Below are 21,258 nucleotides of genomic sequence, written 5' to 3'. Positions count from 1 at the left end.
CCTCAGGCCAGGGCGCCGGCGGCGTCGAGGGCGTAGCCGGCCGAGCGGACGGTGCGGATCAGGTCGTCGTCCTGGTCGGCGTTCAGGGCCTTGCGCAGCCGCCGGATGTGGACGTCGACGGTGCGCGGCTCGACGTAGACGTCCGGGCCCCAGACCGTGTCCAGCAGCTGCTCGCGCGAGAACACCCGGCCGGGATGCTCCAGGAAGTGCCGGAGCAGCCGGAACTCGGTCGGCCCGAGGTGGATGTCGCGGCTGCTGCGCTTCACCCGGTGCGACGCCAGGTCCATCAGCAGGTCGCCGTAGCGCAGGGTCTCCTCGTCGGTCGACGGCCGGGCGCGGCGCAGCACGGCGCGGACCCGGGCGATCAGCTCGGACGGGCTGAACGGCTTGGTCACGTAGTCGTCGGCCCCGGAGTTCAGGCCGCGGACCCGGTCGCCCTCCTCGCCGCGCGCCGTCAGCATGATGATCGGCACGTTCTTGGAGTCGGCGCCGCGGCGCAGCCGCCGGCACACCTCGATGCCGGACAGCAGCGGCAGCATCCAGTCCAGCAGGACCAGGTCGGGCTTGCGCTCGGCGGCCAGCAGCAGGGCCTCCTCGCCGTCGCCGGCCTCGACCACGCGGAACCCCTCGCGCTCCAGGTTGTAGCGCAGCAGGGTGACGATCGGGGCCTCGTCCTCGACGACCAGGATCAGCGGTTTCATGGTCATACCCGTCATTGCTTCCTCAGGACGCCTCATCTGCCTCCGGCGGTGTCACGACCGCGTAGCTGGTGCGGTCGCCCTTCGGCCGCATGCCCTGGAGGCGGGTGCCCTTCTCCTGGAAGTACACGGTCTCGGCGATGTTGGTGGCGTGGTCGCCGATCCGCTCGATGTTCTTGGCGACGAACAGCAGATGCGTGCAGGCCGTGATGTTGCGCGGGTCCTCCATCATGTAGGTCAGGAGTTCGCGGAACAGGCTGTTGTACATCTGGTCGATTTCCTGGTCGCGGGTCCAGGCGGTCACGGCCTTGTCGACGTTCGGCTCGGCATAGGCGTCCAGGACGTCCTTGATGATGCCGTGGGTCAGCCGGCCCATCCGGACGATGCCGTTGACCGCCCCGACCTCCGGCAGATGCGCCAGGGCCGAGGCGCGCTTGGCGACGTTCTTGGCGTAGTCGCCCATGCGCTCCAGGTTGTGGGCGATCTTGAGCGCCGCCAGGATCGCCCGGAGGTCGAGCGCCACCGGCTGGCGCAGCGCCAGCATGCGCAGGGTCAGCGCCTCGACCTTGTCCTCCATGGCGTCGATCTCGACGTCGGCCTCCTGGCAGCGCCTGGCGAGCAGGTCGTCGCGCCGGGCGATCGCGGCCATGGCGTCGACCACCTGCTGCTCGACCAGGCCGCCCATCTGCGCGATCGTCGCGCGCAACTCGTCCAGTTCCTCGTCGAACTGCCTGACGATGTGCTGGTCCACCATGATGTCTGTCCTCGCGTCCGGTCGCCGGCTCAGCCGAAGCGACCCGTGATGTAGCCCTGGGTGCGGCCGTCCTTGGGATTGGTGAAGATCTGCTCGGTGTCGCCGACCTCGACCAGGTCGCCCAGATGGAAGAAGGCGGTGCGCTGCGACACCCGCGCGGCCTGCTGCATCGAGTGGGTCACGATGACGATCGTGAAGTTCTCGCGCAGCTCGTCGATCAGCTCCTCGATCCTGGCGGTCGCGATCGGATCGAGCGCGGAGCACGGCTCGTCCATCAGGATGACCTCGGGGTTGACGGCGATCGCCCGCGCGATGCACAGCCGCTGCTGCTGGCCGCCCGAGAGGCCGGTACCGGGCGAGTCCAGGCGGTCGTGCACTTCCTTGATCAGTCCGGCCCGCTCCAGGCTCCGGTGGACGATCTCGTCCAGGTCGGCCTTGTTGTGGGCGATACCGTGGATGCGCGGCCCGTAGGCGACGTTGTCGTAGATCGACTTCGGGAACGGGTTCGGCTTCTGGAACACCATGCCGACCCGGGCGCGCAGCTGCACGACGTCCAGCGACGTGTCGTAGATGTCGGCCTTGTCGAGCTTGATCGAGCCGACCACGCGGCAGCCGTCGATCACGTCGTTCATGCGGTTCAGGCACCGCAGGAAGGTCGACTTCCCGCAGCCGGACGGCCCGATCAGCGCGGTGACCTGGTGCTCGTTGATGTCCAGGTCGACATGCTTCAGGGCGTGCTTGTCGCCATAGAAGACGTTGACGTCGCGGGCGAGGATCTTGATCGCGGCGGCTCCGGTCCCGGGGGCGACAGCCGTCGGCTGCGGGCTTTCGGCCGTGGCCACCGGCGCGGGTGCGCTGGCGGCGATCTGAGTGGCGTCGGACATGTCTGTTTCCCTTACCAGCGGCGTTCGAAGCGCTTGCGCATAACGACAGCGACGAGGTTCATCGCGATCAGGAACCCGATCAGAACCAGGATGGCCGCGGAGGTCCTGGCCACGAAGCCGCGTTCCGGGCTGTCGGCCCAGATGAAGATCTGTGTCGGCAGGGCGGTCGCCGACTCCAGGACCCCCCCAGGCGGCGAGGTGATGAAGGCGTTCATGCCGATCAGCAGCAGCGGCGCGGTCTCGCCGAGCGCCTGCGCCATGCCGATGATGGTGCCGGTCAGGATGCCCGGCATCGCTAGCGGCAGCACATGATGCAGGATCACCTGGTGCTTGGACGCGCCGATGCCGAGTGCGGCTTCGCGGATCGACGGCGGCACCGCCTTCAGCGCGGCCCGGGTGGCGATGATGATCGTCGGCAGGGTCATCAGCGACAGCACCATGCCGCCGACCAGCGGCGTCGATCGCGGCATCCCGAAGAAGTTCAGGAACACAGCGAGGCCGAGAAGACCGAAGACGACCGACGGCACCGCCGCCAGATTGTTGATGTTCACCTCCAGGATGTCCGACCAGCGGCCCTTGCGGGCGAACTCCTCGAGGTAGACCGCCGCGGCGATGCCGACCGGAAAGCTGATCAGGAAACAGACCAGGAGCGCGTAGAACGACCCGACGATCGCGCCCGCCAGTCCGGCGAGCTCGGGGAATCGCGAATCCGCGTTCAGGAAGAGGCCGGTGTTGAACGGCGTCGTGATACGGTCCTGCGCGACCAGGGCGTCGAACCAGACGATCTGCTTGTCCGAGACCTTGCGCTGTTCCTCGGGAACGTCGCGCGGGATGACGCCCTTCTCGAACTGATCGAACGGATCCGAGACCGGCATCGTGATCTCGAAGCGGCGGCCGATCAGCGACGGGTCCGCGACCACGCGGTCGCGGATGATATACGGCGCGTCGGCCGTGAGGATATCGGTCAGGGCCCGCTTGTCTCGCGGGCTCGTCGCGTCCGGGAACGCGGCCGTGAAGCTGTCCCGCACGATGTTGCGGTAGTTGCCCTTTTCGGGCGCATCGGCGCTGACCTTCGACGGATCGACGAACACCTCGAAGCTGACGTGGGTCTGGACGAAGGAGTGGTACCCGGACGCGACCAGCGATCCGATCAGGATCGCGATCAGAAGGACCGCCGTCCCGATGGCCGTCAGGCCGTAGATCTGCAGTCGCCTGTCCGCCTTGTGGCGGGCCACGAAGCGGCCTCGCATCCGCGGCGAGTTCCAGTCGAACAGGGCCGACGCGATCGTGGGGGAGCTGTCAGTCATATCTCTCTCGATATTTCTGGACGATGCGGAGGGCCAAAACGTTCAGACTGAGGGTGATGACGAACAGGACGAGCCCCAGACCGAAGGCCGCCAGGGTCTTGGGGCTGTCGAACTCCGTGTCGCCGATCAGCAGGGTGACGATCTGCACCGTCACGGTGGTCACCGATTCGAGCGGGTTGAGGGTCATCTTGGCGATCAGGCCGGCGGCCATGACCACAATCATGGTTTCGCCGATCGCCCGGCTGACCGCCAGCAGCGCGCCGCCCATGATCCCGGGCAGCGCGGCGGGCAGCAGTACCTTGGTTATGGTCTCCGACTTGGTCGCGCCGAGCGCGGCGGAACCGTCGCGAAGCGATTGCGGCACGGCCGCGAGCGCGTCATCGGACAGCGACGAAATGAACGGGATGATCATCAGCCCCATGACCGCGCCGGCCGCGAGCGCGCTGTTCGGTGCGACGTCCAGTCCGACCGACGCGCCGAGCGCCCGCAGCGCCGGGGCGACCGTCAGGACCGCGAAGAACCCGTACACCACCGTCGGAATGCCCGCGAGGATCTCGAGGGACGGCTTGGCGACCGCCCGGAACCGCGGCGAGGCATACTCGGTGAGATAGATCGCAGAGAGCAGTCCGATCGGGGTGGCGACCAGCATCGCGATGACCGCGATCACGACGGTGCCCAGGAAGACCGGTACCGCGCCGAACGCCCCGGCCCCGGCGACCTGGTCGGCCCGGATCGCGATCTGCGGCTCCCAGTTCAAACCGAACAGGAACTCGTACCACGGCACCTTCGCGAAGAAGCGGATCGACTCGAAGATCAGCGACAGCAGGATGCCCAGGGTCGTCAGGACGGCGATGGTGGAGCACACCACCATCAGCCCGCTCAGGACCCGCTCGACACCGTGCCGCGCCCGGAACTCCGGGGAAAGCCGGCTGCGCGTCACCACCAGCCCGGCGACCGCCGAAGCTGCCGCGACGGCGACCATCGCCCAGTTCGACAGCGCGGCCCAGGTATTGAGGCGCTCCGCGGCGGCGCGGACCTCGGGTGCCGGCTCGCCGAACAGCCGTCCGTCGGCCACGCTGTGGATCTCCGCCAGCGTAAGCCCGCGGTTCTCGACCGCGGCCCGGAACGCGTCGGGCAGCGTCGCGAAGATGGCCTGATCGAGGAGCGGCCCTTGGACCGCAACCCAAACCACGACCAGCAGGATCGACGGTATCCCGGTCCAGGCGGCGACGTAGGCACCATGGAAGTCCGGCAGCGAATGAAGCGCCGCCCCGGCGCCGACCATGGCGGATGCCCGGCGACGGGCGAGGATGAAACCGAGCAGCGGAAGCCCGACGACGATGATCAGGAGGTACAGAGACATCCGATGCTCCGGTTCGCGGCGTTGCGGGTCTGTTGCGTCCTGAACAACGAGCGGAATTCGAGAAAGGGGCAAATGAAAGGGTGTTCGTATCCAAAAGACCGGGGATCGGAGGCGGAGCTGAGCCCCGCCTCCATCCCGGATCGACGTCAGCTGCCGGCGTAGCGCGACATGTGCTTGCCGTTGACGATCGCGTCCTGCATCTCTGCGCGACGCTTGTCGGAGAGCGGAACCAGGCCGCGCTCGGTCAGGTAGCCGCCCGGGGCCAGGGCCGCATCGCTGACATACTCCGTAACGAAGTCGGTCAGGCCCGGGATCACGCCGCGATGCGCGTTCTTCACGTAGAAGAACAGCGGCCGCGAGATCTTGTAGGAGCCGTCGGCGATCGCGTCGATGCTCGGCGCCACGCCCTCGACCTTGGCGCCGACCAGCTTGTCCTGGTTCTCGTACAGGAACGAGTAGCCGAAGATGCCGTAGGCGTTCGGATCGGACTCCAGGCGCTGCACGATCAGGTTGTCGTTCTCGCCGGCCTCGATGAAGGGGCCGTCCTGGCGCATCCGCGAGCAGACGGTCTTCTGCACGTCCTTGGCGAGCTTCTTGTAGCCGTCCAGCTCGTGGCAGCCCTCTTCCATGACCAGCTCGACCCAGGCGTCCCGGGTGCCGGAGGTCGGCGGCGGGCCGAACACCTGAATGGCGACATCCGGGAGCGACTTGTCGATCTCCGACCACTTCTTGTACGGGTTCGCGACCACCTTGCCGTCCTGCAGCACCTCGGCGGCCAGAGCCAGGAACAGCTGGCCCTTGGTCACGTTCATGGCCGCGCCCTTGCGCGACACGGCGAAGGACAGGCCGTCATAGCCGATCAGCGCCTCGCTGATGTCGGTGACGCCGTTCTTCGCGCAGAGCTCGTACTCGGACTTCTTCATGGCGCGCGACGCGCCGGTCAGGTCCGGGTGCTCGGTGCCGATGCCCTGGCAGAAGATCTTCATGCCGCCGCCGGTGCCGGTCGACTCCACGACCGGAGCCTTCATGCCGGTCGACCGGGAAAACTCCTCGGAAGCGGCCTGGGTGTACGGGAACACGGTGGACGATCCGACGACGCGGATCTGGTCGCGGGCCTCGGCCTGCGCGGCCATCGCAACCACGCCGAGCGCGGCGATCGTGGCCACCTTACCGAAAGAAAACGTCATGTAGGGTCCTCCAGTCTCTCGCAGGGGAGGTTCTCGGGTACGCCACGGGTCCCCAGCAGGCCCCCCTGGCAGGCGGAGAAGTACCGGCCAGGCGACAAAGGATTTAAGACGGATCGATGAAAGTTTTATGACAGCCCGGACAATGGCCGGATGGGCGCGGCCGCCGGCCGCGGATCGTCACGCGGCGGTCGCCCCGCGCGACCGTGCCGCCGCCTCGGCCGCCGGCACGTAGACCGTGAACACGCTGCCCTCGCCGGGGGTCGACTGCACGGTCATCGTCCCGCGGTGGCGGCTGACGATGTGCTTGACGATGGCGAGGCCCAGGCCGGTGCCGCCGAGCTCCCGGGACCGCGCGGCGTCGACCCGGTAGAAGCGTTCGGTCAGCCGCGGAATGTGCTCGGCGGCGATACCTTCGCCATGGTCGCGCACGGCGATAGCCACGGCCCGGCCGGTCGGGCCGCCGGGGAAGCTGGCCGGGACCCGGTCGGCCCGCCGCGCCACCAGCGTGATCGTGGTTCCCGGACGGCCGTATTTGATGGCGTTGTCGAGCAGGTTCTGCACCACCTGGGCCAGTTCGTCCTCGGCGCCGACCACCGCCGGCAGCACGGCATCGATCTCGAGCTCGACCCGCATGTCCCGGCGTCGCGCCTCCAGGTCGAGGGTGGCCTTGACCGCTTCCAGCACCGGGCCGAGGTCGATCCGCTCGGACGGCGGCTTGTGCTCGTTGGTCTCGATCCGCGACAGCGACAGCAGGTCGTTCACCAGCCGGCTCATGCGGTGGCCCTGCGCCTTCATGATGTCCAGGAAGCGGTCGCGCGCCTCGGCGTCGTCGCGGGCCGGGCCCTGCAGGGTCTCGATGAAGCCGAGCAGGGTGGCCAGCGGCGTGCGCAGCTCGTGGCTGACATTGGCGACGAAGTCGACGCGCATCTGCTCGGCACGCCGGACCGACGACAGGTCGACGAACAGCATCAGGGCGCTGGCGCCGCCGGGTGCGCCGCCCGGCTCCCCGCCCTGGGCGTCGTCATGGCCGCCGCCCTGCAGCGCCTCGATGCGGACGTTGAACACCCGCTCGACCGGCGCCGCCAGCGCGATCTCGACGTCGCCGCCCGGCTCGCCGGCCAGCGCGCGCCGGACGGTCGCCAGGATCTCCGGGTGGCGGATCACCGTCGACAGGTCGCGGTCGACGATCTGCTGGCCGAACTGGCGCCGGGCCGCCCGGTTGGCCTGGGCGACCCGGCCGCGGGCCTCGATCAGCAGCAGCGGGTCGGGAATCGACTCGATGACCAGGGCGCGGGCCTCGGACCGGCCCTGCAAGCGCTCGATCCAGTCGACGGCGCGGCGGTCGGCCCGTTCGAGGGCCAGCGCCACCTCGGCGACCGCCCCGCCATCGCCGATCGCGCCCGGGCGCCCGGCCATGGCGATCCGCGGGTCGTCGGCGGCCGCCCGCTCCTCCAGGTGCCGCCGGAGCAGCGCCAGGCCGAGGAAGTGCCGGCGGACCAGCATGAACGTCACGGCCGCGACCACCGCCAGGCCGACCAGGGCCTGCACGAGGGTCAGGACGGCGGCGGCGGTCAACCCCAGCAGCACCGCCGCGGTCGGCAGCAGCAGGATCGCGGTGGCCCGGCCTGCCGCCAGTCGGGCCGCGGCCGAACCTGCCTCGCCGTCGGTCGTCGGACGGACCGGGTCGCGGTTCGTTCCGGGTCCGGTTGTACCGGCTTCGGTCATGGCTTCCCCATACTGCGCCCGACCGGGTTGCCGGCTACCGGGCCGGCGCGGGCGGTCAGGCGATGATCGCCTCGTGCGCCGCGATCGCCGCGGCGTTGACGAGATCGGACACGGTCGCCCCCATCTGGACGATCTGCGCCGGCTTCTCCAGCCCCATCAGGATCGGCCCGATCACCGAGCCGCCGCCGAACCGCTGCAGCAGCTTGTAGGAGATGTTGGCCGAATGCAGCGCCGGCATCACCAGCACGTTGGCCGGCCCCGACAGGCGGCAGAACGGGTACAGCTTGCGGACCTCGGGGTCGAGCGCCACGTCGGCCGACATCTCGCCGTCGTACTCGAAGTCGACGTCTCGGGAATCCAGCACGTCGACCGCCTGCCGGATCCGCTGGGCCTTCTCGCGCATCGGGTTGCCGAAGTTCGAGAACGACATCATCGCGACCCGCGGCTCGTGGCCGAAGGACCGGGCCTTGGCGGCGGCCTGGCAGGCGATGTCCGCAAGCTGCTCGGGCGACGGCAGCTCGTGGACGTTGGTGTCGGCGATGAACACGGTGCGGCCGCGCACGATCACCACGGTCAGCGCCATCAGCAGTTCGTTCGGGCGCTCGTCGATCACCCGCGTGATGTCGTCCACGGAGACCCCGAAGCTGCGGGTCAGCCCGGTCACCATGGCGTCGGCGTCGCCGGTCGCCACCATGCAGGCGGCGAACACGTTGCGGTCCTGGTTGACCATCCGCTGGCAGTCCCGTTGCATCGCGCCCTTCCTCTGCAGGCGCTTGTACAGGAACTCTATGTACTTTTGATTGAAGCGCGACAGCCGGGCGTTGTGAATCTCGATCTGGTCGGCGCCGGCGATCCCCATCTCTGCGATCTTGTCGCGGATCCGCTCCTCGCGGCCGATCAGCACCGGGATGCCGTAGCCGCCGCCCTGGAAGGCGACCGCGGCGCGGATCGTCTTCTCCTCCTCGCCCTCGGCGAACACCACGCGCTTCGGGGTCTTGCGGATGGTGTCGAGGATGCGCTGCAGGCTGCCGGCCGACGGGTCAAGGCGGGCGCTCAGCGAGGCCCGGTAGGCGTCCATGTCCTCGATCGGCTTGCGCGCGACCCCGGTCTCCATGGCCGCCGTCGCGACCGCCGACGAGACGTGCATGATCAGCCGCGGGTCGAAGGGCGCGGGAATGATGTACTCGCGGCCGTAGTGCAGGCGCCGGCCGGAATAGGCGGCGTCGACCTCGTCCGGCACGTCCTGGCGGGCCAGCTCGGCCAGCGCGTTGGCGGCAGCGATCTTCATGGCCTCGTTGATCTCCGAGGCGCGCACGTCGAGGGCGCCGCGGAAGATGTACGGGAAGCCCAGCACGTTGTTGACCTGGTTCGGATAGTCCGACCGGCCGGTGGCGATGATGGCGTCGTCGCGGACCTCCTTGACCTCCTCGGGGGTGATCTCGGGATCCGGGTTGGCCATCGCGAAGATGATAGGCTGCGGGCCCATGCTGCGGACCATGGCCTGGTCGACCGCGCCCTTGGCCGACAGCCCGAAGAACACGTCGGCGCCGTCGAGGGCCTCGGCCAGGGTGCGCCGGTCGGTGACCGCCGCATGCGCCGACTTCCACTGGTTCATGCCCTGGGTGCGGCCCTGGTAGATCACGCCGCGGGTGTCGCACAGGATGACGTGGTCGTGTGGCATGCCCATGGCCTTGAGCAGCTCGACGCAGGCGATCGCCGCGGCCCCGGCGCCGTTCACCACCAGCCGGGTCTCGCGGATGTCGCGGCCGGTCAGGTGCAGGGCGTTGATCAGCCCGGCGGCGGCGATGATCGCGGTGCCGTGCTGGTCGTCGTGGAACACCGGGATGTCGAGCAGCTCCTTCAGCCGCTGCTCGATGATGAAGCATTCCGGTGCCTTGATGTCCTCGAGGTTGATGCCGCCGAAGGTCGGGCCCAGGAAACGCACGCAGTTCACGAACTCGTCGACGTCGCGGGTGTCGACCTCGAGGTCCATGCCGTCGACGTCGGCGAAGCGCTTGAACAGGACCGCCTTGCCCTCCATCACCGGCTTGCTGGCGAGCGCCCCGATGTCGCCGAGGCCGAGCACCGCCGTGCCGTTGGAGATCACGGCGACCAGGTTGCCGCGGCTGGTGTAGTCGTAGGCCAGCGCCGGATTCTTCTCGATCTCCAGACACGGCACCGCGACGCCGGGCGAGTAGGCCAGCGACAGCTCGCGCTGCGTGGTCAGCGGCTTGGTCGGGGTGATCTCGATCTTGCCCGGCCGCCCGGTCGAGTGGAATAGCAGCGCGTCCCGGGCCATCGTGTTCTTGTCGGTGTCCATGTCGCTCCTCGCGGCCGCCCCGGTGCCCTGCGAATCGCTTCGCAGCGGTCGGGACGACGTTTCCTCCCGGCGTCGTGTCGCGCCTCTCCCCCAGACCGTAGCGGGCGGCAGGCCAGCCGAAAAGGGCGATCCCGCGCGATGGTGACCGTCGCCGTCGGCATGATAGGGTGCCGGCACCGACCGTCCCCGTCCCGAAGCGAACCACGACCGCACCCGTGAGCGACACCGCCCTCGAGACCGAAACCCCCGATTCCGGGTCCGAAACGACATCGGGCGTCGACTTCGACGCGCGCCTGGACGGCGCCAGCCCGATGCTGACGCAGTTCTTCCAGGTCAAGCGCGAGCACCCGGACTGCCTGCTGTTCTACCGGATGGGCGATTTCTACGAGATGTTCTTCGACGACGCGGTCACCGCCGCCCGGGCGCTCGACATCACGCTCACCAAGCGCGGCCAGCACCAGGGCGAGCCGATCCCGATGTGCGGGGTGCCGCACCATGCCGCCGAATCCTATCTCGCCCGGCTGATCCGCCAGGGCCACCGGGTGGCGGTGTGCGAGCAGACCGAGGATCCGGCCGAGGCCCGGAAGCGCGGCGGCAAGTCGGTGGTCCGGCGCGCGGTGGTGCGGATCGTCACCCCCGGCACCCTCACCGAGGACAGCCTGCTGGACGCCCGCCGGCACAACTACCTGGCGGCATTGGCCGAGGCCGGCGGCGCGATGGGACTGGCCTGGGTCGACATGTCGACCGGCGATTTCCAGGCCCAGCCGCTCGACGGCCGCGGGCTGGAGGCGGCGCTGGCCCGGCTGGCCCCGGCCGAACTGCTGGTGTCGGAGCGGCTCGACCAGGACCCGGCGCTGGCGGCCGCGCTCGGCGAATGGCGAGCGACCGCCTCGGTGCTGCCCGGCAGCCGGTTCGACAGCGAGAACGGCCGGCGCCGGCTCGAGACCCTGTACGGCGTTGCCGCACTCGACGGCTTCGGCGCCTTCGGGCGGGCCGAGCTCGGGGCCGCCGGCGCGCTGGTCGACTACCTGGAGCTGACCCAGAAGGGCAAGCTGCCGCGGCTGGCCGAGCTCCGGCGCTGGAGCCCGGGCGGGCTGATGGAGATCGACGCCGCCACCCGCCGCAACCTGGAACTGACCCGGACCCTGACCGGCGAGCGCCGCGGCAGCCTGCTGGCGGTGCTCGACCGGACCGTCACCGGGGCCGGCGCGCGGCTGCTGGCGGCCCGGCTCGCGGCCCCGCTGACCGACCCGGCGGCGATCGACCGGCGGCTCGACGCGGTGCAGTACTTCGTAAATTCGTCGCGGTCCCGCAACGATCTCCGCGACGCCCTGCGGCGGATCCCCGACATCGACCGGGCGCTGTCGCGGCTGGCGCTGGAGCGTGGCGGCCCGCGCGACCTGGCGGCGATCCGCGACGCCCTGGCCGAGGTGCCGGCGGTGCGGGCCGCGGTCGCCGGCGGCGGCCCGCTGGAGGCGCCGCCGCCGGCGGTGCTCGAGGCCCTGGACGAGCTCGGCGGCCATGACGGCCTGGTCGCCCTGCTGGGCCGGGCGCTGGCGGCGGAACTGCCGCTGCTGGCCCGCGACGGCGGCTTCGTGGCGGCCGGCCACGACCCCGAGCTCGACCGGCTGCGCGACCTGCGCGACCACAGCCGGCGGCTGATCGCCGGGCTGCAGGCCCGCTACGCCGGCGAGACCGGGGTCGCCTCGCTGAAGGTCAAGCACAACAACGTGCTGGGCTATTTCGTCGAGGTCGGCGCCAGCCACGCCGACAAGCTGATGGGCCGCGACGGCTTCATCCACCGCCAGACCATGGCCAGCGCCGTGCGCTTCACGACGGTCGAGCTCGGCGAGCTGGAGCGCGAGGTCTCGACCGCCGCCGACAAGGCGCTGGCGCTCGAGCAGGAGGCGTTCCGGGCGCTCGCCGCCGAGGTTCTTACCCGGGCCGGGCCGATCGGGCTGGCGGCGGCGGCGCTGGCCCGGCTCGACGTGGCGGCGGCGCTGGCCGAGCTGGCGGCGGCCCGCGACTGGTGCCGGCCGGCGGTCGACGACGGCGTCGGCTTCGCGGTCGAGGCCGGCCGCCACCCGGTGGTCGAGGCGACCCTGCCGGAGGGGCCGGCCGCCTTCGTGGCGAACGACTGCCGGCTCGGCCCGGACGACCGGGTCTGGCTGGTCACCGGGCCGAACATGGCCGGCAAGTCGACCTTCCTGCGGCAGAACGCGCTGATCGCCGTGCTCGCCCAGTGCGGCAGCTTCGTGCCGGCGGCCAGTGCCCGGATCGGCGTGGTCGACCGGCTGTTCAGCCGGGTCGGGGCGGCCGACGACCTGGCGCGCGGTCGCTCGACCTTCATGGTCGAGATGGTGGAGACCGCCGCGATCCTGAACCAGGCCGGGCCGCGGGCACTGGTGATCCTCGACGAGATCGGCCGCGGCACCGCCACCTTCGACGGCCTGTCGATCGCCTGGGCGACGGTCGAGAGCCTGCACGAGCGCAACCGCTGCCGGGCGCTGTTCGCCACCCACTACCACGAGCTGACGGCGCTGGCCGAGCGGCTGGCGGCGCTGTCCTGCCACACCATGGCGGTCAAGGAGTGGAAGGGCGACGTGGTGTTCCTGCACGAGGTGGTGGCCGGCGCCGCCGACCGCTCCTACGGCATCCACGTCGCCAAGCTGGCCGGGCTGCCGCCGGCGGTGGTGGCGCGGGCCGAGGAGGTGCTGCAACGCCTGGAGTCGGGCGAGCAGGGTGCCGCGCCGCGCGACCTGATGGCCGACCTGCCGCTGTTCTCGGCGGCCCGGCCGACCTCGAAGACCGCGGCCGCGGCCGAGCCGAGCCCGCTGGACGAGGCGGTGCGGGCGCTCAATCCCGACGAGCTCACCCCGCGCCAGGCGCTCGACGCGCTGTACGCGCTGAAGGCGAAGCTGGCGGAGGCGTGAAAGCAGTCCCGGCCTGTCCATAACCCCGGCGCGTGAACCGTGCTAGGATGCCGCCATGACCCGCGAGCCCGAAAGCCTGATCCTGGAGTATCTGCGCCGCCTCGATGCCGGTATGCAGCTGCTGCGCGAGGATGTCGGCGACTTGAAGCGCCGCCTGACCGGGGTCGAGGAGGGACTCGCCGGGGTGAATCGCCGCCTGGACCGGCTCGACGGCCGGGTCGAGCGGATCGAGCGGCGGCTCGACCTCGCCGAGGCATAACAGGGACGGGTCCCTCACACCACGTTGCGTTCCTTCAGCGGCCGGTTCTCGAAAATCCGTTCGATTCCGAAACGGCTCAGGTCGATGGTCCGGTAGCCGCCGTGGACGACCAACTCCATGACGGCACGGCCGGCGGCCGGGCTCTGCTGCAGGCCGTGGCCCGAGAATCCGGTGGCGAACAGCAGGTTGCCGATCGTCGGGTGCCGGCCGATCACCGCGTTCTGGTCGAGCGCGTTGTAGTCGTAGGGCCCCGCCCAGGCGCCGGTCAGCTTGACCGCCTCGAAGGCCGGGACCCGGTGCGCCAGGGCCGGCCAGACCACCTCTTCGAACCAGCGCCAGTCGACCTCGATCTCCCAGGACTCCGGGTCCTGGTCCTCGGGCGGCGACACGCCGCAGATGTAGCCCTTGCCCTCGGGCCGCACGAACACCCCGCTCGGGTCGATGGTCAGCGGCAGCAGCGGCAGCGGCTCCCGGCAGTCGATCTGGTAGATCGTGCGGATGCGCGGGCCGACCGGCAGCGCGACCCCGGCCAGCCGCGCGACGGCGCCGGCGTTGGCGCCGGCGGCGACCAGGACCGTTCCGCACTCGATCCGGTCGCCCGAGGCCAGCCGCACCGCCTCGACGCCGCCGCCGCTGCGCTCGATCGCCACCACCTCGTCGGTCCGGTACTCGGCTCCCAGCGCGCGGGCCTTGCGCTTGAAGGACTGCAGCAGGGTGTTGGGGTCGAGCCAGCCCTCGCCGCGCTCGCCGAAGGCGCCGGCGGCGAGCCCGTCGACGTTCAGCCAGGGGAAACGGGCGGCCAGGCCGTCCGGCTCCAGCCAGGCGATGGCGGCCCCGGCGGCGGTCTGCACCGCGTGGTTCTCGGCCAGGATCGCCCGGCCTTCGGGCGGCGCCAGGAACAGGTATCCGCCCTCGACGAAGCCGAGGTCCGGCGCCTCGCCGTCGACCGCCAGCAGCTCGCCGGCGCGGCCGATGAACTCGCGTGCGAACAGGCCGATCTCGACGTTCTCGCGGATCGAGAACTGCTGGCGGATGCCGCCGGCCGACAGCGGGGTGGAGGCGCGGGCGTAGGTCGGGTCGCGCTCGACCACCACGACCCGCCCGTCGAAGCCCGGCTCGGCCGCCAGAAAATAGGCGGCCGCGGAGCCGACCGCCCCGCCGCCCACGATCACAACCTCCGCCCGCTCCGCCGTCACCTTCCGTCCCTCCGGCTGCCCGTCGAGGCGAGCCTCGGGGATTCGACTGCCGGTCGCAAGCTCCCGCGGCGTCAATCCTGCAAACCGTGACGGCGGCGTGACGGCGGCGGGTCCTGGCCTTATGCTCCGCCGACTGATTCGCCGGAGGACATATGGCCGCCACCGATCTGGCGCCGGACAGCGAGACCGCCCCCGACGCCAATGCCGCCGACCCCGGTCCGGTCGACGTCGACGGCCTCGCCGTGGTGCGCAAGCGCGTCCCGAACGCCAGGTCGATCTGCGATGCCGCGGTGCTGGCCGCCGACATCGAGGCGATCGTGTCATGCGAGGACGACGCCGGGCTCCGGCGCACCGCCGTCCTGGCCCGCCTGAAGGACGCCCTGACCACCGGCAACGCCGAGATCCGCCGACGCTTCGAGGCCAGCAACGACGGCGCCGCCTGCGTGCGGCAGAACGCCTGGCTGATGGACCGGCTGATCGAGGCGGCGGCCCGGCTGGCGACCGAGCGCGAGTTCCCGGCCACCAACCCGACGACCGCCGAGCGCATCGCGATCGTCGCGGTCGGCGGCTACGGCCGCGGCGAGATGGCGCCGCAGTCCGACGTCGACCTGCTGTTCCTGCGGCCCTACAAGCAGACCCCGCGCGGCGAGCAGATCGTCGAGTACCTGCTGTACATGCTCTGGGACCTCGGCCTGAAGGTCGGGCACGCGACCCGCTCCTGCGAGGAATGCATCCGCCAGGCCAAGGCCGACGTGACGATCCGCACGTCGCTGCTGGAATCCCGCTTCCTGTGGGGTGACGAGCAGCTCTACGCCGAACTGCGGGAGCGGTTCTTCAAGGACGTGGCCGCCGGCTCGCCGATCGGCTTCGTGGAGGCCAAGCTGCAGGAGTCGGACGAGCGGCACCGCCGGCTCGGGGATTCCCGTTACGTTGTCGAACCGAACATCAAGGACGGCAAGGGCGGCCTGCGCGACCTGCACACGCTGTTCTGGATCGGCAAATACGTCTACCGGGTCGACGACGTCACCCGGCTGGTCGACCGCGGGGTTCTGACTCTGGGCGAGGCCCGGCGCTTCGCCAAGGCCCAGAAGCTGCTGTGGACGATCCGCTGCTGGCTGCACTACATGGCCGGCCGGGCCGAGGAGCGGCTGACCTTCGAGATGCAGCCGGTGATCGCCGAGCGGCTGGGCTACACCGACCACGCCGGCGCGGTCGCGGTCGAGCGCTTCATGAAGCACTACTACCTGACGGCCAAGGACGTCGGCGACCTGACCCGCATCTTCTGCGCCGCGATCGAGTCCGAGCACAAGCGGCGGCGGCCCTGGGTCCGGCTGTCGCGGCTGCTGACCGAGGAGCGCTTCGGCGACTTCATGATCGCCGCCGACCGTATCACGGTGCTGGACGACGAGGCCTTCGCCCGCGACCCGGTCAACATCGTGCGGATGTTCCACGAGGCGCAGGCGCGCAACGCCATGGTGCATCCGCAGGCGCTCCGCCTGATCACCCAGAATCTGAACCGGGTCGACGCCGAGCTGCGCCGGGACCCGGAGGCCAACCGGCTGTTCCTGGAGATGCTGAGCGGGCCGAAGAACCCGGCGCCGATCCTGCGGCGCATGAGCGAGGCCGGCGTGCTCGGCAAGTTCGTGCCGGATTTCGGCCGGGTGATCGCCCAGATGCAGTTCGACATGTACCACCTGTACACGGTCGACGAGCACACCCTGCAGTGCCTCTCGGTGCTGCACGACATCGAGGCCGGCGATCTCAAGGAGGTGGCCCCGATCGCCACCGAGGTGGTGCACAAGGTGCTGTCGCGGCGCGCGCTCTACGTCGCGGTGTTCCTGCACGACATCGCCAAGGGCCGCGGCGGCGACCATTCGGTCCTGGGCGAGCGGGTGGCGCGCCGGGTGTGCCCGCGCCTCGGCATGAGCGAGGAGGAGACCGACACGGTCGCATGGCTGGTGCGCTGGCACCTGCTGATGTCCAACACCGCCTTCAAGCGCGACGTCAACGACCCGAAGACGGTCGAGGACTTCGTGAAGATCGTGCAGTCGCCGGAGCGCCTGCGGCTGCTACTGGTGCTGACCGTCGCCGACATCCGCGGGGTCGGGCCGCATGTCTGGAACGGCTGGAAGGCACAGCTGCTGCGCGATCTCTACTACCGCGCCTACGAGGCGCTGTCGGGCGACTCGCTGCGGCGCGGCACCGCCGCCCGGATCGAGGCCGCCAAGCGCCGGCTGGCGGACGCCCTGCCGGACTGGAGCGAGGCCGAGGTCGAGGCCCATACGGCGCTCGGCTATCCCGCCTACTGGCTGGCCTTCGACTCCGACACCCACGCCCGGCACGCCCGGCTGGTGCGGGAGGCGACACGGGACGGCGCCCATCTGGCGGTCGACACCCGGGTCGACACGGCGCGCGCGGTCACCGAGGTGACGGTCTACGCCACCGACCATCCCGGGCTGTTCTCGCGGATCGCCGGCGCCATGGCGGCGACCGGGGCCGACGTGGTCGACGCCCGGATCTTCACCCTGTCGAACGGCATGGCGCTCGACACCTTCATGATCCAGGGCGAGGACGGCAAGGCGTTCGACCGGCCGGACCGGATCGCCAAGCTGGCCTCGGCGATCGAGCGGGCGCTCGGCGGCACCCTGCGGGTCGACCGGGCGCTGGAGGCCCGCAAGCCGTCGCTCGGCCGCCGCACGCGCGCCCTGCGGGCGCCGCCGCGGGTGCTGATCGACAACAAGGCCAGCGTCACCCACACCGTGGTGGAGGTGAACGGTCGCGACGCGCCCGGGGTGCTGTGGCGGATGACCCGGGCGCTCGCCGGGGTCGGGGTGCAGATCCACTCGGCGTCGATCTCGACCTATGGCGAGCGCTTCGTCGACGTGTTCTACCTGAAGGACGTGTTCGGCCTGAAGATCGACAGCAAGAGCAAGCTGGAGGACATCCGCAAGGCGCTGATGAAGGCCCTGGGCGCCGCCGAGGACCGCAAGGCGGCGTGACCCTGCCTTCCTCGCGCCGCGATCCGGCGCTATCCGATCCCCCCCGAATCGCGTAGATCCTCGCACCCATGTCCCTGGTCCGCGCCATCGCCACCGTCGGCGGCTTCACCCTGGTCAGCCGGGTCACCGGCTTCGTGCGCGACATCCTGATCGCCGCGCTGCTCGGGGCCGGGCCGGTGGCCGACGCGTTCTTCGTGGCGTTCAAGCTGCCGAACTTCTTCCGCCGGCTGACCGGCGAGGGGGCGCTGACCGTCGCCTTCGTGCCGATGTTCGCCGGCACGCTGGAGGCCGACGGCCGCAAGGCCGCGGTCGACTTCGCGGCCGAGGTCCAGGCGGTGCTGCTGGCGGTGCTGCTGGCGTTCCTGCTGGCGATCGAGGTGGCGATGCCCTGGGCCATGCTGGTGCTGGCCCCCGGCTTCGCCGACGAGCCCGAGCGCTTCGGCCTGGCGGTCGAGCTGACCCGCATCACCTTCCCCTACCTGCCGCTGATCTCGCTGGTCGCGCTGTGGGGCGGGATCCTGAACAGCCTCGACCGGTTCTGGGCGATGGCGGCGGCGCCGATCCTGCTGAACCTGGTGCTGATCGCCGCCCTGGTGCTGGCGGCCGGCCGGACCGAGACGCCCGGCCACGCGCTGGCCTGGGGCGTGGCGCTCGCCGGGGTCGGGCAGGCGCTGTTCCTGGCCGAAGTCTGCCGGCGCGAAGGGGTGCTGCCGCGGCTGCGCCGGCCGCGGCTGACGCCGGAGGTGCGGCGCCTGCTCAAGCTGATGCTGCCGGCGGCGCTGGGGGCCGGCGTGGTGCAGGTCAACCTGCTGGTCGACGTGGTGCTGGCCTCGCTGCTGCCGGCCGGCTCGGTCTCGTTCCTGTACTACGCCGACCGGGTGGTGCAGCTGCCGCTCGGCGTGGTCGGCGTGGCGATCGGCACCGCCCTGCTGCCGATGCTGGCCAGGCAGGTGCGTTCCGGAAACGAAACGGAAGCGGCGGGCACCCAGAACCGGGCGATCGAGATGGGTCTGCTGCTGACCCTGCCGGCGGCCGCGGCGCTGCTGGTGATCGCCGATCCCCTGACCGCGGTGCTGTTCGAGCGCGGCCGGTTCGCCGCCGCCGACGGCGACGCCACGGCGGCGGCGATGGCGGCGTTCGCCGCCGGCCTGCCGGCCTTCGTGCTGATCAAGGCGTTCCAGCCGGGCTTCTTCGCGCGGCGCGACACCGCCACGCCGGTCAAGGTGGCGGTCGTCGGGGTGCTGGCCAACCTGGCCTTCAACCTGGTGCTGATGCCGCTGTTCGCCCATGTCGGCATCGCGCTCGCCACCACGCTCGCGGCCTGGCTGAACGCCGGGCTGCTGGGCTGGCTGCTGATGCGGCGCGGGCATTTCCGCCCCGACGCCCGGCTGCGCCGCCGGGCGCTGCGGATCGCCGCCGCCGCCGCCGCGATGGCCGCGGCCCTGTGGGCGGCGGTGCGGGGGCTCGAACCCTGGCTGACCGCCGGCAGCGCCGAGGGCGTGGCGGCGCTGGCGGCGGTGATCGCCGTCGGCCTGACGGTCTACGCCGTCGTCGGCACCGTGCTGGGCGCCGCCCGCCCGTCCGAGCTCAAGGCGGCGCTGCGCCGGCGCGGTTGAGCGTCAGGCGACCGCCAGCAGGATCGCGGCCGCGTCGTCCGAGGTCTTGAAGCGGCCGAACCGGGCATCCTCGGCGGCGTCGGCCTCGAACCCGCGCAGCCGCCGCACCAGCGAGGCCAGCCCCTGGTCCAGGGCGGCCCGGACCAGCCCGTCGTCGTCCAGCAGGCCGTACATGTCGACCAGCCGGTAGAAGCCGTCGGTGCACAGCAGCACCCGGGTGCCGGGCGCGGCGTCGTGGCTCCGGACCTCCAGCCGCCCGGCCGCCGACCGGTGCACGCTGAGCACCGGGTAGCCGTCCGGCCGGTTCATCATCGCCCGCTGGGCCCGCAGCACCGCCGGGATGTCGGCGCCGGCGGCGATCAGGTCGCGGGCCTGGGCCTGCTCGTCGAGCCGGGGCGGCGCCTTCTCGACGGCGAAGCCGCGGCCGGCCGGCGGCAGCACGATCGCGGTGCAGTCCGGCAGCGACGCGAAGACAAGCCGTTTCGAAATCGGATCGATCTGCATCCGGGTCAGGGCCGCGCTCGGCATGTCGCCCGGCGGGATGGCCTCGACCGGCGCCCCGGTGCGCGCCTCGATCCGGGCGCGCAGGCCGTCGACCAGGGCGCCGATCACGGTTTCCGGCGGTCCCGGCGGCAGGGCTTCCAGCAGGGCGTGGGCGGCGTCGGCGAACCAGAAGGCGTCGCTCGGTGCCTCCGGGAACAGCCGGCCGGCGCACACGTCGGTGGCGCCGTCGACGATCCAGGCGATGCCGTCGCCGGCCCGGTGGCCGGTCCGGTCCTCGGAGTCGCGGCCCTTGCCGGGGTCGTTCGCCATGTCGAGGACGCGCAGCATCGGATCGATCTCCCTGTCATCCTGAGGTGACCCGCAACAGCGGGGCCGCGAAGGGTCCCTTGATTCCCGGCGCATTGCCGGGGATAAACCCGAGCCCCGCCCGGGCGACGCGTCCCGGCGGGATACCACGGCAACCACGCGCATCGCGAGCAGACGACGATGAGACGCATCTTCTCCGGCATCCAGCCCTCCGGAAACCTGACCCTCGGCAATTATCTCGGGGCGATCCGGAACTGGGCGCACCTGCAGCGCGAGAAGAGCTACGAATGCATCTTCTGCGTGGTCGACCAGCACGCCATCACCGTGCCCCAGGACCCGGCCGAGCTGCGCCGGGCGACCCGCGAGGTGGCGGCCGGCATGATCGCCGGCGGCGTCGACCCGGACGACTGCATCCTGTTCAACCAGTCCTACGTGCCCGAGCACGCCATGCTGGCCTGGGTGTTCAACTGCGTGGCCCGGGTCGGCTGGCTCGGCCGCATGACCCAGTTCAAGGAGAAGGCCGGCAAGGACCGCGACAACGCCACGGTCGGGCTGTTCGTGTACCCGAACCTGATGGCCGCCGACATCCTGGCCTACAAGGGCACCCATGTGCCGGTCGGCGACGACCAGAAGCAGCACCTGGAGCTGACCCGCGACATCGCCCAGGCCTTCAACTCGATGTTCGGGGTCGACTTCTTCCCGCTGCCGGAGCCGCAGATCTTCGGCACCGCGACCCGGGTGATGAGCCTGCGCGACGGCACCAAGAAGATGAGCAAGTCGGACCCGTCCGACATGTCGCGCATCAACATGACCGACGACGCCGACGCGATCGCCCAGAAGATCCGCAAGGCCAAGACCGACCCGGAGCCGCTGCCGAGCGAGCTGGCCGGGCTCGAGGACCGGCCGGAGGCCCGCAACCTGGTCGGCATCTACGCAGCCCTGGCCGACACGACCGCCGAGCAGGTGCTGGCGGAGTTCGGCGGCCGCGGCTTCGGCGACTTCAAGAAGGCGATGGCCGAGGTCTCGGTGGCGGTGCTGGGGCCGATCGGCGCCGAGATGCGGCGGCTGTCGGACGATCCCGCGACCATGGACGCGATCCTGCACCGCGGCGGCGAGCGGGCCCGCGAACTGGCGGCGCCGATCGTCAGGGAAGTCTACGACATCGTCGGCTTCCTGCGGCCCTGAGTCCGGCGGGCCGGGGGCGGCG

The 21,258-nt window shown here is 70.9% G+C and carries 15 protein-coding genes; 5 read left to right on the top strand and 10 right to left on the bottom strand.

What is annotated here, in order from left to right:
- Positions 1–2: 2 nt before the first annotated feature.
- The 8 genes from phoB to RIC31_RS09065 all read right to left on the bottom strand — a co-directional run bounded on the left by phoB (position 3) and on the right by RIC31_RS09065 (position 10,238).
- A complete protein-coding gene (phoB, locus tag RIC31_RS09100; RefSeq protein WP_350105392.1) occupies positions 3–701 on the bottom strand; it encodes a phosphate regulon transcriptional regulator PhoB in 699 nt (232 codons plus the stop codon).
- A 22-nt stretch (positions 702–723) separates the two neighbouring features.
- Positions 724–1,452: a phosphate signaling complex protein PhoU gene (gene phoU / locus RIC31_RS09095; RefSeq protein WP_350105390.1), complete on the bottom strand. Its 729-nt coding sequence runs from the start codon at positions 1,450–1,452 to the stop codon at positions 724–726.
- Positions 1,453–1,481: 29 nt separating this feature from the next.
- On the bottom strand, positions 1,482–2,336 hold the full coding sequence (pstB, locus tag RIC31_RS09090; RefSeq protein ID WP_350105387.1) for a phosphate ABC transporter ATP-binding protein PstB: 855 nt from the start codon (positions 2,334–2,336) through the stop codon (positions 1,482–1,484).
- Positions 2,337–2,347: 11 nt separating this feature from the next.
- Complete coding sequence (gene pstA, locus RIC31_RS09085) at positions 2,348–3,643, bottom strand: phosphate ABC transporter permease PstA (protein WP_350105385.1); 1,296 nt, start codon at positions 3,641–3,643, stop codon at positions 2,348–2,350.
- On the bottom strand, positions 3,636–5,006 hold the full coding sequence (pstC, locus tag RIC31_RS09080) for a phosphate ABC transporter permease subunit PstC (protein WP_350105383.1): 1,371 nt from the start codon (positions 5,004–5,006) through the stop codon (positions 3,636–3,638). Before pstC ends, pstA begins: the two co-directional genes overlap by 8 nt.
- 146 nt (positions 5,007–5,152) lie before the next feature.
- A complete protein-coding gene (locus RIC31_RS09075) occupies positions 5,153–6,193 on the bottom strand; it encodes a substrate-binding domain-containing protein (protein ID WP_350105382.1) in 1,041 nt (346 codons plus the stop codon).
- A 177-nt stretch (positions 6,194–6,370) separates the two neighbouring features.
- A complete protein-coding gene (locus RIC31_RS09070; protein WP_350105381.1) occupies positions 6,371–7,918 on the bottom strand; it encodes an ATP-binding protein in 1,548 nt (515 codons plus the stop codon).
- 55 nt (positions 7,919–7,973) lie between these two features.
- Positions 7,974–10,238 (bottom strand): NADP-dependent malic enzyme, encoded by a 2,265-nt coding sequence (locus RIC31_RS09065; protein WP_350105379.1) that lies wholly within the window; start codon positions 10,236–10,238, stop codon positions 7,974–7,976.
- 311 nt (positions 10,239–10,549) lie between these two features.
- On the opposite strand from RIC31_RS09065, the gene mutS reads away from it, so the two are divergent.
- Together mutS and RIC31_RS09055 are read left to right on the top strand one after the other, a co-directional pair.
- On the top strand, positions 10,550–13,171 hold the full coding sequence (gene mutS / locus RIC31_RS09060) for a DNA mismatch repair protein MutS (RefSeq protein ID WP_350105716.1): 2,622 nt from the start codon (positions 10,550–10,552) through the stop codon (positions 13,169–13,171).
- Positions 13,172–13,226: 55 nt separating this feature from the next.
- Positions 13,227–13,430 carry a hypothetical protein gene (locus RIC31_RS09055; RefSeq protein WP_350105377.1) on the top strand — a complete coding sequence of 68 codons (204 nt, stop codon included), beginning with the start codon at positions 13,227–13,229 and terminating at the stop codon, positions 13,428–13,430.
- A 14-nt stretch (positions 13,431–13,444) separates the two neighbouring features.
- Here the strand turns inward: RIC31_RS09055 and RIC31_RS09050 are convergent, their stop codons facing one another.
- Positions 13,445–14,626, bottom strand: a complete 1,182-nt coding sequence (locus tag RIC31_RS09050) for an NAD(P)/FAD-dependent oxidoreductase (RefSeq protein ID WP_350105376.1) — start codon at positions 14,624–14,626, stop codon at positions 13,445–13,447.
- 152 nt (positions 14,627–14,778) lie between these two features.
- Here RIC31_RS09050 and RIC31_RS09045 point away from each other — a divergent pair, with 152 nt between their 5' ends.
- Both RIC31_RS09045 and murJ read left to right on the top strand, forming a co-directional pair.
- Positions 14,779–17,625 (top strand): [protein-PII] uridylyltransferase, encoded by a 2,847-nt coding sequence (locus RIC31_RS09045; RefSeq protein WP_350105374.1) that lies wholly within the window; start codon positions 14,779–14,781, stop codon positions 17,623–17,625.
- A 68-nt stretch (positions 17,626–17,693) separates the two neighbouring features.
- Complete coding sequence (gene murJ, locus RIC31_RS09040; RefSeq protein WP_350105371.1) at positions 17,694–19,241, top strand: murein biosynthesis integral membrane protein MurJ; 1,548 nt, start codon at positions 17,694–17,696, stop codon at positions 19,239–19,241.
- 3 nt (positions 19,242–19,244) lie between these two features.
- Here the strand turns inward: murJ and RIC31_RS09035 are convergent, their stop codons facing one another.
- On the bottom strand, positions 19,245–20,072 hold the full coding sequence (locus tag RIC31_RS09035) for a hypothetical protein (protein ID WP_350105369.1): 828 nt from the start codon (positions 20,070–20,072) through the stop codon (positions 19,245–19,247).
- 159 nt (positions 20,073–20,231) lie between these two features.
- Between RIC31_RS09035 and trpS the strand changes: the two genes are divergently transcribed.
- Positions 20,232–21,236, top strand: a complete 1,005-nt coding sequence (trpS, locus tag RIC31_RS09030; protein ID WP_350105367.1) for a tryptophan--tRNA ligase — start codon at positions 20,232–20,234, stop codon at positions 21,234–21,236.
- Positions 21,237–21,258 lie beyond the last annotated feature (22 nt).

It is taken from the genome of Thalassobaculum sp. (genome assembly GCF_040219615.1).
In the GTDB taxonomy this organism is placed as follows: Bacteria; Pseudomonadota; Alphaproteobacteria; order Thalassobaculales; family Thalassobaculaceae; genus Thalassobaculum_A.
Note: the sequence above shows the minus strand (reverse complement) of the source record. Positions and strands in the feature narration are given on the sequence as shown.

Coding starts and splice junctions, on each gene's coding strand:
- phoB (WP_350105392.1), bottom strand. CDS start 701: ATGAAACCGCTGATCCTGGTCGTCGAGGACGAGGCCCCGATCGTCACC.
- phoU (WP_350105390.1), bottom strand. CDS start 1,452: ATGGTGGACCAGCACATCGTCAGGCAGTTCGACGAGGAACTGGACGAG.
- pstB (WP_350105387.1), bottom strand. CDS start 2,336: ATGTCCGACGCCACTCAGATCGCCGCCAGCGCACCCGCGCCGGTGGCC.
- pstA (WP_350105385.1), bottom strand. CDS start 3,643: ATGACTGACAGCTCCCCCACGATCGCGTCGGCCCTGTTCGACTGGAAC.
- pstC (WP_350105383.1), bottom strand. CDS start 5,006: ATGTCTCTGTACCTCCTGATCATCGTCGTCGGGCTTCCGCTGCTCGGT.
- RIC31_RS09075 (WP_350105382.1), bottom strand. CDS start 6,193: ATGACGTTTTCTTTCGGTAAGGTGGCCACGATCGCCGCGCTCGGCGTG.
- RIC31_RS09070 (WP_350105381.1), bottom strand. CDS start 7,918: ATGACCGAAGCCGGTACAACCGGACCCGGAACGAACCGCGACCCGGTC.
- RIC31_RS09065 (WP_350105379.1), bottom strand. CDS start 10,238: ATGGACACCGACAAGAACACGATGGCCCGGGACGCGCTGCTATTCCAC.
- mutS (WP_350105716.1), top strand. CDS start 10,550: ATGCTGACGCAGTTCTTCCAGGTCAAGCGCGAGCACCCGGACTGCCTG.
- RIC31_RS09055 (WP_350105377.1), top strand. CDS start 13,227: ATGACCCGCGAGCCCGAAAGCCTGATCCTGGAGTATCTGCGCCGCCTC.
- RIC31_RS09045 (WP_350105374.1), top strand. CDS start 14,779: ATGGCCGCCACCGATCTGGCGCCGGACAGCGAGACCGCCCCCGACGCC.
- murJ (WP_350105371.1), top strand. CDS start 17,694: ATGTCCCTGGTCCGCGCCATCGCCACCGTCGGCGGCTTCACCCTGGTC.
- RIC31_RS09035 (WP_350105369.1), bottom strand. CDS start 20,072: ATGCTGCGCGTCCTCGACATGGCGAACGACCCCGGCAAGGGCCGCGAC.
- trpS (WP_350105367.1), top strand. CDS start 20,232: ATGAGACGCATCTTCTCCGGCATCCAGCCCTCCGGAAACCTGACCCTC.